Here is a 14,447-nt window from a genome sequence, read left to right as displayed (position 1 = left end):
AGGTTAATCCAGTTCGACCAACAGGTCCTTTGCGTCAATCTGACCACCGGGTTGGACGTGAAGAGCAGTTACCACCGCATCGCGTTCCGCGTGGATACCGGTTTCCATCTTCATCGCCTCGATGGTCAGCAGCAGATCACCTTCCTTGACTTCTTGGCCCGCCGACACAGCAACGGTCGCTACAACCCCCGGCATCGGCGCACCGACGTGGTTGGGGTTGCCGACCTCGGCCTTTGGTCGCGCCTGTGTGGCCGAGGTTACCAGGCGGTTAGGCACGCGGATCACGCGTGGCTGGCCGTTGAGTTCGAAGAACACTTTGACCTCGCCCTTTTCGTCGGTCTCACCAATGGCCTGACAGCGAATTTCCAGCGTTTTACCGGGGTCAATCTCGGCGGTGATCTCTTCGCCCGGTTCCATGCCGTAGAAGAAGGTGCGCGTGGGTAGGGTACGGACAGGACCATAAGTGCGGTGGCGGCCCATATAGTCGAGGAATACTTTCGGATACATCAAATATCCGTTTAGGTCCTCGTCATCGACCTCCATGCCTTCCAACTGTTTGGACAGGTCGGCACGGGTGGCCTCCAGATCGACCGGCGGCACATCTTTGCCGGGGCGGTCGGTGTTGGGGGCCTCATCCTTCAGCACTTTGTGGATGATCGCATCGGGGAACCCGCCCGGCGGCTGGCCCAGATTGCCGCGCATCATGTCGACGACCGAGTCCGGAAAGGCCACGTCGGTATCGGCGCTTTCCACATCGGCGCGGGTCAGGCCCTGGCTGACCATCATCAGCGCCATGTCACCAACAACCTTGGACGAAGGCGTCACTTTGACGATATCGCCGAACATCTGGTTCACGTCCGCATACATCTGGGCAACCTCGTGCCAGCGTTCCTCAAGCCCGAGGCTGCGCGCCTGCGCCTTGAGGTTGGTGAACTGACCGCCAGGCATTTCGTGCAAATAGACCTCGGAGGCGGGGGCCTGCAGGCTCGACTCAAAAGCCGCGTATTGGCCGCGCACGGCCTCGAAATAGTCGCTGATTTCGCGGATGGCCTTGATATCGAGGCCGGTGTCACGATCCGTATGGCGCAGCGCTTCGACCACGGTGCCCAACGTCGCCTGAGAGGTGTTGCCGCTGAAGCTGTCCATCGCGCAATCCACCGCGTCCACGCCCGCCTCGGACGCGGCCAGAATCGTGGCGCTGGCGATACCGGCGGTATCGTGGGTGTGGAAGTGGATTGGCAAGCCGACCTCTTCCTTCAGCGCGCGGATCAGGATCTTGGCCGAGGCTGGTTTCAGTAGACCCGCCATATCCTTGAGGCCCAGCACATGCGCGCCCGCATCGCGCAGCTCTTTCGCCATGCCGACATAGTATTTCAGGTCATATTTGGCGCGATCCGGGTCCAGAATGTCACCGGTGTAACAGACCGTGCCTTCACAGATTTTGCCATTCTCAACGACCGCATCCATCGCCACCCGCATGTTCTCGACCCAGTTCAACGAATCGAATACGCGGAACACGTCGATATTCTGCGACGCCTGACGGACGAATTCCTGCACCACATTGTCGGGATAGTTGGTATATCCCACCCCGTTCGCGCCACGCAGCAACATCTGCGTCATCAGATTCGGCATCGCCTCACGCAGATCGCGCAGGCGTTGCCACGGGCATTCCTGCAAGAAGCGATAGGCCACATCGAAGGTCGCACCGCCCCAGCATTCGACGCTGAACAGTTGCGGCAGGTTGGCGGCATATGTGGGCGCGACCTTGATCATGTCGATCGAGCGCATCCGCGTCGCCAGCAATGATTGATGCCCGTCGCGCATGGTGGTGTCGGTGATCAGCAACTGCCGCTGCGCCTTCATCCAGTCGGCCACGGCTTGCGGGCCCTTTTGCTCCAGCAGGTTCCGGGTGCCCATTTGGGGCTCAGCCTTGGGGGCGGGGGCCTTGGCGTGCTTCAGATCGGCACGTGGTTCAGGGCGATCCTTGGTTTCAGGATGCCCGTTCACGGTGATATCCGCGATATAGGTCAGAACCTTTGTGCCACGGTCGCGGCGCTTTTTGAACTGGAACAGGTCGGCGGTCTCGTCGATGAACTTGGTGGTGTATTCATTCGACAGGAAGGTCGGGTGTTTCAGCAGGTTTTCGACAAAAGCGATATTGGTGCTGACACCGCGCACGCGGAATTCCCGCAGCGCGCGGTCCATCCGTGCAATCGCTTTCTCGGGGGTTGGCGCCCATGCGGTGACCTTAGTCAACAACGAGTCATAATACCGCGTTATCACCCCACCCGCATAGGCCGTGCCGCCGTCAAGACGGATGCCCATACCGGTGGCCGAACGATAGGCTGTAATGCGGCCATAGTCGGGGATGAAGTTGTTCAGTGGGTCTTCGGTCGTCACCCGCGTTTGCAGGGCGTGGCCATTCAGACGGATGTCATCCTGGCTGGCTTTGCCTGTGGCCTCAGCGAGGGTCTTTCCCTCGGCGATCAGGATTTGCGCCTGCACGATATCAATGCCCGTGACCTCTTCGGTGACAGTGTGTTCTACCTGCACGCGCGGGTTGACCTCAATGAAGTAGAACTTGCCGGTGTTCATATCCATCAGAAACTCGACCGTGCCTGCGCATTCATAGTTCACATGGGCGCAGATGCGGCGGCCGAGTTCGCAAATTTCGGCTCGTTGTGCCTCGGTCAAATAGGGGGCAGGAGCGCGTTCGACGACCTTCTGGTTGCGGCGCTGAACCGAGCAATCCCGTTCGTACAGATGATAAATCTCGCCATGCTTGTCGCCGAGAATCTGAACCTCGACGTGGCGGGCGCGGGTGATCATCTTTTCCAGATAACCTTCGCCATTGCCGAAGGCAGCTTCGGCCTCGCGGCGGCCTTCCAGAACCTTCTCTTCAAGCTCATCCTCAGACAAGATCGGACGCATACCGCGCCCGCCGCCGCCCCAACTGGCTTTCAGCATCAGGGGATACCCGATCTCGGCGGCCTCAGTCTTGATGGCGGCCATGTCTTCGCCCAGCACCTCGGTTGCCGGGATGACAGGCACATCCGCAGCAATCGCCACTTTCCGCGCGCTGGCCTTGTCGCCCAACGCGCGCATGGTTTCGGCTTTGGGACCAATGAAGGTGATGCCGTTCTGAACGCAGGCATCCACGAATTCGGGGTTTTCTGACAGCAGACCATAGCCGGGATGGATCGCATCCGCACCGCTTTCTTTTGCCACGCGGATGATCTCATCAATCGACAGATAGGCCGCAACCGGCCCCAACCCTTCGCCAATCCGATACGCCTCATCCGCCTTGAAGCGATGCAGGCCCAGCTTGTCTTCCTCGGCAAAGACAGCAACGGTTCGTTTGCCCATCTCATTCGCTGCGCGCATCACGCGGATGGCGATTTCGCCGCGATTGGCAATCAGGATTTTCTTGAAGTCTGTCATTTCTGGTCCCGGTCCTGTTGGATTGGCCGCATTAATAGGTTGACGATACGCGCATGTATATCAGTCGTTTTGGGTAGAACCGGCACATTGACGTTCGCAAACGCCCCCTATTGGCGGTATTTTCTACATGCGCTGCGCTGCGGCATCAATCAGCTTTGTGATCGGCGGCAAAGCGTCCAGCTTGGTAGCCCCCAGTTGCCCCATATTGGCCAGTAAGTCCTGCCGCAAAATGTCGATGACATGCGGTGGGCCACCCGCGCCCAAGGCGGCAAGGCCGTACAGAAACCCACGGCCAAGCATCACGAAGTCCGCGCCAAGCGCCAAAGCACGTAGAATATCCAGCCCACCCGCCACGCCGCTGTCAAAGACGATCGGCAAGCTTGTGGCAGCGCGCACCGAGGGCAGCATGTCGATGGCGGCTGGAACACCATCGAACTGTCGCCCGCCATGGTTCGAAACCCAGATTGCATCAACGCCCGCATTTTCAAGGCGCTGAGTGTCCTCGGCCCGCAGAACGCCCTTGATAACCAGCGGGCCATCCCACGCGTCCCGCAACCATTTGACATAGTCCATATCCGGAGAGGTGCGCAGCAAATAACCGACATGGGCTGCAGGCGGCAGGTTGAGGCGCGTGTCCGTGTATTTGTCCAACGTTCGCATTCTGGGAAACCCGGTTCGCGCCATTCCTAACGCCCAAGCGGGCCGTCTTGCGATTTGTGCCAGAAGGCGCGGCGTCAGCCGGGGTGGATTGGTCAGACCCGACCGTGTCTGACGTTCTCGTCGGGAAGCAACAGGAACGTCCACTGTCAGAACCAGTGTCGAAAATCCGGCTTGTTTGACGCGGGCCAATACATCCGCGCGTATTTCCGGGTCTTTTGGCGGATAAAGTTGGAACCATGCATCCTCACCCAACACGGGGGAAAGGTCTTCGGGGCTTTGACTGGCGACATTCGACAAACAAAACGGAATATTGGCGTCCGAGGCCGCGCGCGCAAGAATGCCTTCGGCATCGGGCCAGATCAGCCCGGCCATGCCGATCGGAGCAACGCCGAAAGGCAGAGGATGCGTGCGGCCCAACAACCGTTTGGTCAGGTCGCAACTGATTTGGCCGTGCAGGATGGATGGAGTAAATCCGATCCGGTCAAACGCGATTCTGTTGCGGCCAAGTGTGGCTTCATCACCGGTGCCGCTGTCCAGGTATTCCCAAACAAAATGCGGCACCCTGCGTCGCGCGCGCTGTTTTAGGTCGGCGATGCCGGGGTAGGTGCTGTGCAGGTTCATAAGGTTTGATCAAACCTGCGCGATGATTCGGCAAGGTTTTTAGGCAGCTGTCGCGGGCGGAGGGGACTTTGGGTGACAGGCGTCTCCGGCAATTGCCACAGTATCGGACCGTGCCAGTTGCACCTGGTTCCGCCCCTTGTCCTTGGCTGCATACAACGCGTCATCGGCCGCGCGCATCAGGTCCTGCGGCATTACTCCGTGCGCAGGATAATGTGCGACGCCAAGCGAAATCGTTATCCGGGGCAGGAATTTCTCACCATATCGGACCGAGACCGCCTCGACCGCCTGGCGTAAGCTTTCGGCGCGAGTCATGGCGTCATCCGGAGAGTTGTCTGGCAGGATAATCGTGAACTCCTCTCCGCCAATACGACAGGCGACTTCGTCACGGTCGCAGCCTTGCTCCAACGCTGATCCAACCGCGCGCAGCACCATGTCACCGGCATCATGCCCGTGGGTGTCGTTGAACTTCTTGAAATGATCCACATCCACGGCGATCAAACTTAAAGGGGCACCGGACTGCTGGCTGCGGCTGATGGATTTGCGCAGTGTTTCGGTCATGTGTCGGCGATTGAATAGACCGGTCAGCGGATCACGGACCGACTGATCATGTAATTGATCCCGCATCCGCACATTGGCGATGGCCATGCTGATCTGTTCAGCGCAGAGCCGCGCCAGCTTCTTGCTGGCATGAAACGCATTGTCAGTGCCGCTATGCGCCCGCAAGTGCAATAGGCCGACGGTTTCGCCATGTGCGAGGATGGGAAAGCAGAAATAGGGTCGCCCGTCATGCGGTTCTGCGTGCTCGCAGACAAAGTCGATCTCGGACGCCCCGAATTCATAGGTCCGCCCGCGCCGTAGGCCCCAGCAGCCCTCGGGGTGGATATGTGCCTTGTGGTCGCCGCCGTTCCAACTGGCGCAGCCGTCCAGCACATCACGCGAATTGGAGTACACGTACACGCTGCCCTCCGCCTCCGGTAGGATGTGCGTCATGAAGCGTGAGACCATGTCGAACAATTCGTCCAATGATCGGCTGGACTGTAACCACTCGTTCAATTCGCCAAGTAGGCGAACCTCACGCGCTAGGCGAAGTTGATCGTCCATCAACTCTCGTTCCTTTACCGCGCGGTTTTTCAGGCTTCGCACTTGTTGCCGGTTACTGCGAAACACTACTGCGGCGACGGTCACAATCGTACCAATCATCAGGCAACCGATCAGCGCCAACAGCGGCCTGATCTGAGCCAGAAAAGCGACCCGCAGATCGCTGACATCGGTAAAGAACTGAACCGCGCCCAGATACGCACCGCCATTCGTGACCGGCGCGACGGTTTCGGCCACATCGCGGATCTGGTCGGATTGGCTGAGCGCGGCGGTTTCCGCATGCAGCACTTCCAACGCGGATTTTTGCGATAGCGCATAGAAAATGCGCCCTTTCAGTGTTTCGTCCCGGCGATCGACTGTCAAAGCGGGGGCATGGCTGTGCGGCCCGGCCGAAGACCAGATGGCGCGCCCGGTCGCATCATAGACCTGCATCCGGAACACATCCGTCGCACCCAGAAAGCGCCTTAGAACAGCGGCTTCATCCGCGTTGATTTTGCCAGTTGTAAACTCAAGCTGGAAATCGGGCATCAGCACCGAGATATGGCTTTCCCAAACTTCGGCCCGGTGGCGCACTTCGGCCTCGATCATGCGATTGACCAGCGGATCTGCCCCCTTGACCGAAATCCACCCGGCCAGTCCAACCACACAAACCAGCCCTGCACCCGCAACCAGACGCATAATTGCGCGCCTCAAAGATTCTTTCTTTTGCCCGTCCACCAAATCAATCCCCCAATGCACCTGCCACAGGGTCTGAGGATTCTCTTGAAATTTCGTTAAGGTCTGCAGACACCAGCTATGGTGAAGCCTTCCTAGGCAACCTCAAGGAAAACTGGGTGCGAACAAGGCGTGAACAAACTCTTCCCCTCGGCGCGCATCCGGCGTAGTTTGGAACCATGAGCAGTTTTGACGAAATGGACGCCTTCGAGGGCGCATCGCTGTCGGCGCGGGCGATGCCAGCGGCATCGGCGGAGTATCTCAACGACCTCAACCCGGCGCAGCGAGAAGCGGTCGAGCGGTTGGATGGTCCGGTGTTGATGCTGGCCGGTGCGGGTACCGGCAAAACCAAGGCGCTGACAGCGCGAATTGCGCATCTGCTGTCCACGGGGCAGGCGCGCCCGAATGAGATTCTGGCGGTGACGTTCACCAATAAGGCCGCACGTGAGATGAAAGATCGCGTGGGTCGGTCACTGGGTCAGCCCGCCGAGGGTATGCCTTGGCTGGGCACCTTCCACGCGATTTGCGTCAAGCTGCTGCGCCGCCACGCGGAGTTGGTCGGCGATGGTCACGTGCTGCCGGCTGTGGACGTTCATGATGCGACTGTTGACCCATTGGGGATGCAAGATGCGTCAAATTATGATCTTGGACCAGTTCCCCGACCGCAAGAGCCGGTTGTTTCGCAAGCTCAGGTGGTCGATCGGACGGTTCACCTGAAATCGAGCTTCACTATTCTGGACGCCGACGATAAATTGCGGCTGCTTAAGCAGCTGATTCAGGTGGCCAATATCGACGATAAACGCTGGCCCGCGCGGATGCTGGCCGGGATCATTGACGATTGGAAGAACCGTGCGCTGACACCCGATAAGGTACCCGCTGCGGATGCGGGGGCGTATAACAACAAGGGTATTGAGCTTTATGCCGCGTATCAGCGCCGCCTGCTGGAGTTGAACGCGGTGGATTTCGGCGACCTGTTGTTGCACATGGTCACGATCTTCCAGACCCATCCGGACGTGTTGGAGCAATACCAGCGCTGGTTCCGCTATATCCTTGTGGACGAGTATCAGGATACCAACGTCGCCCAATATCTCTGGCTGCGCCTGCTGGCCGGGGGGCATAAGAACATCTGCTGCGTGGGCGATGACGACCAGTCGATCTATGGTTGGCGCGGTGCCGAGGTGGGCAACATCCTGCGTTTTGAGAAGGATTTCCCCGGTGCCTTTGTAGTCCGGCTGGAGCAGAACTACCGCTCGACCCCGCATATTCTGGCGGCTGCGTCGAATGTCATTCGCGGCAATGAAAGCCGCTTGGGCAAGGAATTGTGGACTGACCGGAAAGAGGGCGAAAAGGTTCGTCTGATCGGCCATTGGGATGGCGAGGAAGAGGCGCGCTGGATCGGTGAGGAAATCGACGCGATGCAGGGCGGTACGCGGGGCGTGCGGCCGATGAACCTTGATGAGATGGCGATTCTCGTGCGCGCCTCGCACCAGATGCGGGCGTTTGAGGATCGGTTTCTGACCATCGGTCTGCCGTACAAGGTGATCGGTGGCCCTCGGTTCTATGAGCGGATGGAGATTCGCGATGCCATGGCCTATTTCCGGCTGGTGGTCAGCCCTGAGGATGATCTGGCCTTCGAGCGGATCGTGAACACGCCCAAACGCGGCCTTGGCGACAAGGCGCAGCAGACGATTCAGGTGGTGGCGCGGGAAAACGGCGTGTCCTTGGTCGAAGGCGCGCGGATCGCAGTTGAGAATGGTTTGATCAAGGGCAAGGGCGGCAAAGCACTGCGCGAGTTGATCGACGGGCTGGCGCGGTGGAATGCGATGACGCGGGGACCTCGGGTCGAGGTCGATGATGACACGGTGATCGACGATGGCGTTTCGCCGATCCGATATGGCGAACCCGAGCATACGCATATCGAACTGGCGCAGATCGTGTTGGACGAATCCGGCTATACCGGCCACTGGCAAAACGAAAAGACGCCTGAGGCTCCGGGGCGGCTGGAAAACCTCAAGGAACTGGTCAACCAGCTGGATAATTTCGAGAACCTGCAAGGGTTTCTTGAGCATGTCAGCCTGGTTATGGACAATGAGCAGGACGGCGACGGGGCCAAGGTCTCGATCATGACCCTGCACGCGGCCAAAGGGCTGGAGTTTCCCGCCGTGTTCCTGCCGGGATGGGAAGACGGGTTGTTTCCCTCGCAGCGGTCAATGGACGAGCAGGGCCTAAAGGGCCTCGAAGAGGAACGGCGGCTGGCCTATGTCGGCATCACGCGCGCCGAGGAGGTCTGTACGATTTCCTTTGCCGCCAACCGGCGGGTGTTCGGGCAGTGGCAAAACTCGATGCCGTCGCGCTTTGTCGACGAATTGCCCGAAGATCATGTGGAAGTTCTGACGCCTCCGGGTCTGTATGGCGGCGGGCAGACAACTGCGGGGATCGAAACCCGCGCGGCTGAGGCCAACGTTTATAACTCGCCGGGCTGGAAGCGATTGCAGGCGCGGCAGGGGCAATACGGAATGTCTCAGCCGAAGGAAAGCCGCAACACGGTGATTGATGCGACTGCTGTCGCCAGTTTCACCCTGGGGGAACGGGTTTTCCACCAGAAGTTTGGTTACGGTGCGGTGATCGGCATTGAGGGCGACAAAGTCGAGGTCGATTTCGACAAGGCCGGGACCAAAAAGGTTGTGTCGCGGTTCCTGACCACAAAGGACGACGTGCCGTTTTGATGCTTTGCGGGGCTCCGCCTCTCACTCCGAAGTATTTTTGAACAGAACAAACAGGGGGCGTTCGCGCCCTCTTTTTTGGTTTTGGCAAAGAAAAACGGCGGTTTCCAGGGAGGAGGAGAGGAAACCGCCGTTCTTTGCAACATCGAGGCAGGGAGGAGGAGAGCCCCGATGTATCCATTTCCGGGTTTGAACCCGGTATCTGAAGAGCGCAGCGACATCAGGGAGGAGGAGAGATGCCGCTGCGCGCTTTTCAACACCGGGATAGGGAGGAGGAGAACCCGGTGTATCAGTATCCGGCCATCAGAGCCGGTATTAAGGGCGACGACATCAGGGAGGAGGAGAGATGTCGCCGCCAAAAGTCAGATCCAAGGGAGGAGTAGGACCTGATCTCTGGTGTCTTATTTTGCCGACCGCGCGAAGTATTCTTCGGACGCTTGAATTGCCAGACGACGGATCATCGAGCGGTGCAGTCCCAGATCGGCCAGTTCCCGATCCGACAACTCGGACAGTTCGTTTACCGTCTGGCGATAAACACGATAGCGGGCAAACCGGAATTTTGCGGCTTCGATCAGCGAAGCCAAGCCGGTTGCCGGAGCGCTTTTGAGCGCGGTGTGGTTTGCTGCTACAGCCATTTGCGTAACCCGGTGTTAGTGTTTGTGCCGGTTAGGTCCGGCGTTTGCTTGGCACTGAAGATAGGCGAATGCTGCATCTGCACAATCACCAAAGTTGTCAATGCTGCTATGCAGCAAGTGCATACTTATCAATAAGTTGTAAACCTGTTCGCTGAAACGCTTTAAAAATACGGGTTTTGGACACCTAATTTAATTTTGCTGGAAATTGTTTGTGGGGCGGGATTGGATCAGTTGCCCTCACATTGGGCGGTATTTGCTGAAATGTGAGCATTGTGAAAACACAATACTTGCTCGCCCAGAGTGCCCTTATGAGACTTAAGGTGGGTTGCGCGTGGTTGGAGTGAGCGTCGTGCGGGTCTGGTCCGTGCGGTATGAAAGCGGGTCGATTCGGATTCGTTGCTGACGGTTGCGGCGATATCATTTTGAATATTGCTACCCGCTTGGAAAAAAATACAGGGAATTCATGGGAAAACTGGGCCAGCTTGATTTCGGCACATATGGTATCCCGTGTTATTACAGCGTCTAATTATGGTACGGCAATCGGATTTAGATGCGCCAATTGGCAGTAATCTACGGCTCAGGACCACGAAGGTCCCAAAAATATCTGTTGCTTTCCATGAATTCCCATGGCATCCCTTGTTTATCCGATGAGGACGAGGCAAAGGGGCACCAAACGACCCCGGACCAAAAAATTCAGGTTTCATACAGGCATCTCGCTTTCATCACTTAAGAGATCCGGCGCGCGGGCGAGCAGACATCCCCCCAGGTGGCGCGCGCAGCTGGACATCCCGCAAGGCGGGTCAATGCGGCGGGTTGATCAGTGGCAGCAGATCAACCCGCCGTTTTCAATCGGGGGGACGTTCGAGGTGGGGCGCAAGCGAAAGGGACAGTCGTCTTGGCGCGCAGGTTTAGAGGTGAAAGCCACCATAAGGTGGATACGAAGGGCAGGGTCTCGATCCCGGCCTCTTTTCGCCGCGTGCTTGAATCCTCGGACCCCAACTGGCAGCCCGGTGACAATCCAGAGCTTGTGATCGTCTACGGGGATCACCGTCGGAAATTCCTTGAATGTTATACGATGCAGGCGATCGACGAGGTTGATGCCAAGATCGATGCATTGCCGCGCGGGTCGATGAAGCGGAAGTTGTTGCAGCGCATGTTCCACGGTCAATCGTTTCCGACCAACGTTGATGAAACGGGCCGCCTGGTGTTGCCCGCAAAGCTACGCAACAAGATCGGACTGGAAGGTGAGGCGTTCTTTATTGCTGCCGGGGACACGTTCCAGATCTGGAAACCCGAAACATATGAATCCGATGAACTGGCGGTTGCGGAAGAGTGGTTAGATGATCAGCCCGACGATTTCGATCCGCTGGTGTTCCTGGATAGCGTCGAGGACGCGTAGCGGCATGGCCGGTGCTGCGACCCCATCGAACACACCTCATATCCCGGTTTTGCTGCGCCCACTGTTGGACGCGGTTGCACCCGTATCGGGCACTTGGCTGGACGGAACATTTGGTGCCGGTGGCTATACGCGCGGATTGCTGCAGGCTGGGGCGGACAGGGTTATCGGTGTCGATCGTGACCCGCTTGCTTTTGAGATGGCGGCAGATTGGGCCGCCGATTATGGCGACCACGTTGTGATGCAGCCCGGCGTCTTTTCGCGGATGGATGAGTACGCGCAGGATCTGGACGGCGTTGTGTTGGACCTTGGGGTCTCATCCATGCAGCTCGATCAGGCCGAGCGTGGGTTTTCATTTATGAAAGACGGCCCATTGGACATGCGAATGAGCCAGGAGGGCGAAAGCGCCGCCGATCTGATCAATGAGGCGACTGAAACGCAACTGGCCGATATCCTGTTTCACTATGGCGAGGAACGCGCCAGCCGTCGGATCGCAAAGGCCATTGTCAAAGCACGGGCAGAAGCGTCGATCACAACCACTCTGCGTCTGGTTGAGATCATTGAATCCTGTTTGCCGCGCCCCAAGCCGGGGCAGTCGCATCCGGCGACACGCAGCTTTCAAGCGCTTCGGATTGCTGTGAACGCCGAGTACGAAGAGTTGTTTCAGGGCTTGATGGCCGCCGAACGGGCGTTGAAGCCCGGTGGACAGTTGGCTGTGGTGACGTTTCACTCGGTCGAGGATCGGATGGTCAAACGGTTCTTTCAGTCGCGCGCGGGCAAGACCGGGCGCGCCAACCGATACGCGCCTGAGATTGAACAGGAACAGCCGCAATTTACGCTCAAGACGCGCAAAGCCGTGGGTCCAGACGAGCAGGAATTGCGGGAAAACCCGCGCGCGCGTTCGGCCAAGCTGCGTGTCGCGGTGCGCACTGAAGCTCCGGCGGGTGAAATCGATGCGCGCGCCATCGGGATGCCGCAGGCAGGGGGAAGGGTGAAATGAAGAGTGTTTTGTATGTGTTGACGGCCCTTGCGGTGTTTGGACTGGCGCTTTGGGCGTATCAGGAGAACTACCGCACGCAGCAGGTCGTTAAAGAGACGCAAAAGCTGCAGCGTGAGATTGGGATGGCGCAAGTGCGACTTGCGGTTCTGAATGCGGAATGGGCCTATTTGAATCGTCCCGACCGTCTACGTGAACTGGCCGATTTGAACTTTGAACGTTTGGGCTTGTTGCCGTTGCGCGCCGAGCAGTTTGGTCGCGCCGACCAGATCGCCTATGCCGAAGACCCGGACCTTCCCATCGTTGACCCTATTGAACTGCAGTCGATCACGAACCTGCAGTCCCTGGGCGAGGTGCAGATCCCATGACACGCACGCCCCTTCGCCCTTTGGCCCGTATTTTGGATGCGCGCGCGCGCGGAGAAAACCCCAAAGCCATCGAGCGTGAGAACATTCGTCAGCGTCACGAAGACATGAAGGACAGCGCCCGCGCCCGCGCTGAGGGGCGATTGCTGGTGCTGGGTCTGTTTTTCTTCTGTGCGTTCTCGGTTGTCGGGTTCCGCATGGGTGCTCTGGCGACGTCCGAGGCCCAAGAGCCGCTGGCCAGCGCACCGGGTGCGGCGATTGCAATGCAACGCGCCAACATCGTCGACCGCGAGGGGCGTATTCTTGCGACCAATCTGGATACCTATTCGGTCTACGCGCAGCCGCCCTTGATGATCGACCCCATCGCCGCCGCCGATCAACTGGTGGCGATCTTCCCCGATCTGGATAAGGAACGGTTGGTCAAGGATTTCACGGGCGAACGCAAGTTTCTGTGGATCAAAAAGCGTATCTCGCCCGAACAGAAGCAGGCCGTGCACGATATCGGAGACCCCGGCATTCTGTTTGGTCCGCGCGAGATGCGACTTTATCCCAACGGCAAGCTGGCGGCGCACATCCTGGGCGGCTCCGGTTTTGGACGCGAAGGGGTAAGTGCAGCCGAAGTGATCGGCGTCGCGGGTGTCGAGAAACAGTTCGACACCTATCTGCGTGACCCGGCCAACGGCAACAATCCCCTTCAGCTTTCGCTGGATCTGACAATTCAAGCCGCGGTCGAGCAAGTGCTTTACGGTGGCATGAAGATCATGAACGCCAAAGGCGCTTCGGCCGTTCTGATGAACGTGCATACCGGCGAGGTCGTCTCAGCCGCGTCTTTGCCGTCATTTGACCCCAACGACCGCCCGCGCCCGCCGACATCGGGGTTTGATCCCTCGGACAGCCCTTTGTTCAACCGCTATGTGCAGGGTGTTTATGAATTGGGTTCCGTGTTCAAGATCTTTACGGCGGCTCAGGCGGTTCAGCTTGGGTTGGTGAACTCGAACACGATCATCGATACATCTGGGCCGATGAAGATCGGACGGTTCCCGATTGGCGAGTTCAACGGCAAGAACTATGGCAAAATCAGCGTCGCCGATGTGATCGTCCATAGCTCGAACCGGGGCACCGGGCGGTTGGCTTTGCAGATCGGAGCGCAGCGTCAGCAAGAATTTCTGCGAACGCTGGGGATGTTCGAACCCACTCCATTTGAGATCGTTGAAGCCACAGGCGGCGAGCCGCTGAAGCCCAAAAAGTGGGGTGAATTGAGCACCGTCACCATATCTTATGGTCACGGGTTGTCGACCAGCCCAATGCACCTTGCGGCGGGATATGCCGCGATTGCCAATGGTGGGTACTATGTCAGCCCCACGATTCTGCGCAAAAACGGAACTCAATATGGACCGCGCGTGATGTCGGAAAATGCGGCGAAACAAGCGCAGTCCATGCTGCGGCGCGTGGTCACGGATGGCACCGCAAGCTTTGGCGATGTTGCGGGTTATGACGTTGCGGGCAAAACCGGAACGGCGGACAAGCCGAAACCGCGCGGCGGCTACTACGATGACAAGGTGATCGCGACTTTTGCCACGCTTTTCCCGGCCTATGACCCGAAATATGTGCTGATCGTCACACTGGATGAGCCTTCGATCGTTGCTTACGGTGAAAAGCGCCGCACCGCCGGGTGGACGGCCGTTCCTGTGGCCGCTGAACTGATCGCACGCATTGCACCGTTGTTGGGGCTGAGACCCCGGCTTGAGCCTGAGGCGCGCCCTGCTATAACGCTGACCTCGAATTAGGCTGTCCGGC

The 14,447-nt window shown here is 58.6% G+C and carries 9 protein-coding genes; 5 read left to right on the top strand and 4 right to left on the bottom strand.

The features are described from left to right. Window positions 1-3 precede the first annotated feature (3 nt). The 3 genes from ACR0CR_RS04655 to ACR0CR_RS04645 all read right to left on the bottom strand — a co-directional run bounded on the left by ACR0CR_RS04655 (window position 4) and on the right by ACR0CR_RS04645 (window position 6,498). Complete coding sequence (locus ACR0CR_RS04655; RefSeq protein WP_480597184.1) at window positions 4-3,441, bottom strand: pyruvate carboxylase; 3,438 nt, start codon at window positions 3,439-3,441, stop codon at window positions 4-6. 123 nt (window positions 3,442-3,564) lie between these two features. After that, window positions 3,565-4,722: an alpha-hydroxy acid oxidase gene (locus tag ACR0CR_RS04650; RefSeq protein ID WP_480597183.1), complete on the bottom strand. Its 1,158-nt coding sequence runs from the start codon at window positions 4,720-4,722 to the stop codon at window positions 3,565-3,567. Window positions 4,723-4,761: 39 nt separating this feature from the next. Beyond that, on the bottom strand, window positions 4,762-6,498 hold the full coding sequence (locus tag ACR0CR_RS04645) for a GGDEF domain-containing protein (protein ID WP_480597181.1): 1,737 nt from the start codon (window positions 6,496-6,498) through the stop codon (window positions 4,762-4,764). Window positions 6,499-6,713: 215 nt separating this feature from the next. Between ACR0CR_RS04645 and ACR0CR_RS04640 the strand changes: the two genes are divergently transcribed. Next, window positions 6,714-9,260 (top strand): ATP-dependent helicase, encoded by a 2,547-nt coding sequence (locus ACR0CR_RS04640; RefSeq protein ID WP_480597179.1) that lies wholly within the window; start codon window positions 6,714-6,716, stop codon window positions 9,258-9,260. 398 nt (window positions 9,261-9,658) lie between these two features. Here the strand turns inward: ACR0CR_RS04640 and ACR0CR_RS04635 are convergent, their stop codons facing one another. Beyond that, entirely contained in the window at window positions 9,659-9,892 is a 234-nt protein-coding gene (locus ACR0CR_RS04635) for a DUF1127 domain-containing protein (protein WP_480597176.1), read from the bottom strand. Between the two features lie 895 nt (window positions 9,893-10,787). Here ACR0CR_RS04635 and mraZ point away from each other — a divergent pair. Genes mraZ through ACR0CR_RS04615 form a run of 4 tightly spaced genes read left to right on the top strand, consistent with a single transcriptional unit; the run spans window position 10,788 to window position 14,437 of the window. Further along, window positions 10,788-11,291, top strand: coding sequence for a division/cell wall cluster transcriptional repressor MraZ (mraZ, locus tag ACR0CR_RS04630; protein WP_480597173.1), 504 nt, complete (start codon window positions 10,788-10,790; stop codon window positions 11,289-11,291). A 4-nt stretch (window positions 11,292-11,295) separates the two neighbouring features. Then, the gene (gene rsmH / locus ACR0CR_RS04625) at window positions 11,296-12,288 is read left to right on the top strand and encodes a 16S rRNA (cytosine(1402)-N(4))-methyltransferase RsmH (RefSeq protein ID WP_480597170.1); all 993 of its coding nucleotides are present in this window, start codon (window positions 11,296-11,298) and stop codon (window positions 12,286-12,288) included. Continuing rightward, window positions 12,285-12,653 (top strand): cell division protein FtsL, encoded by a 369-nt coding sequence (gene ftsL / locus ACR0CR_RS04620; protein WP_170655594.1) that lies wholly within the window; start codon window positions 12,285-12,287, stop codon window positions 12,651-12,653. The genes rsmH and ftsL overlap by 4 nt, the downstream gene beginning before the upstream one ends. Further along, window positions 12,650-14,437, top strand: a complete 1,788-nt coding sequence (locus tag ACR0CR_RS04615) for a peptidoglycan D,D-transpeptidase FtsI family protein (protein ID WP_480597168.1) — start codon at window positions 12,650-12,652, stop codon at window positions 14,435-14,437. The genes ftsL and ACR0CR_RS04615 overlap by 4 nt, the downstream gene beginning before the upstream one ends. Window positions 14,438-14,447 lie beyond the last annotated feature (10 nt).

It is taken from the genome of Ruegeria sp. AM2, from assembly GCF_056540685.1.
Note: the sequence above shows the minus strand (reverse complement) of the source record. Positions and strands in the feature narration are given on the sequence as shown.

Excerpts from the sequence above, each read along its gene's own strand:
- ACR0CR_RS04655 (WP_480597184.1), bottom strand. The coding sequence starts at position 3,441 with ATGACAGACTTCAAGAAAATCCTGATTGCCAATCGCGGCGAAATCGCC.
- ACR0CR_RS04650 (WP_480597183.1), bottom strand. The coding sequence starts at position 4,722 with ATGAACCTGCACAGCACCTACCCCGGCATCGCCGACCTAAAACAGCGC.
- ACR0CR_RS04645 (WP_480597181.1), bottom strand. The coding sequence starts at position 6,498 with ATGCGTCTGGTTGCGGGTGCAGGGCTGGTTTGTGTGGTTGGACTGGCC.
- ACR0CR_RS04640 (WP_480597179.1), top strand. The coding sequence starts at position 6,714 with ATGAGCAGTTTTGACGAAATGGACGCCTTCGAGGGCGCATCGCTGTCG.
- ACR0CR_RS04635 (WP_480597176.1), bottom strand. The coding sequence starts at position 9,892 with ATGGCTGTAGCAGCAAACCACACCGCGCTCAAAAGCGCTCCGGCAACC.
- rsmH (WP_480597170.1), top strand. The coding sequence starts at position 11,296 with ATGGCCGGTGCTGCGACCCCATCGAACACACCTCATATCCCGGTTTTG.
- ftsL (WP_170655594.1), top strand. The coding sequence starts at position 12,285 with ATGAAGAGTGTTTTGTATGTGTTGACGGCCCTTGCGGTGTTTGGACTG.
- ACR0CR_RS04615 (WP_480597168.1), top strand. The coding sequence starts at position 12,650 with ATGACACGCACGCCCCTTCGCCCTTTGGCCCGTATTTTGGATGCGCGC.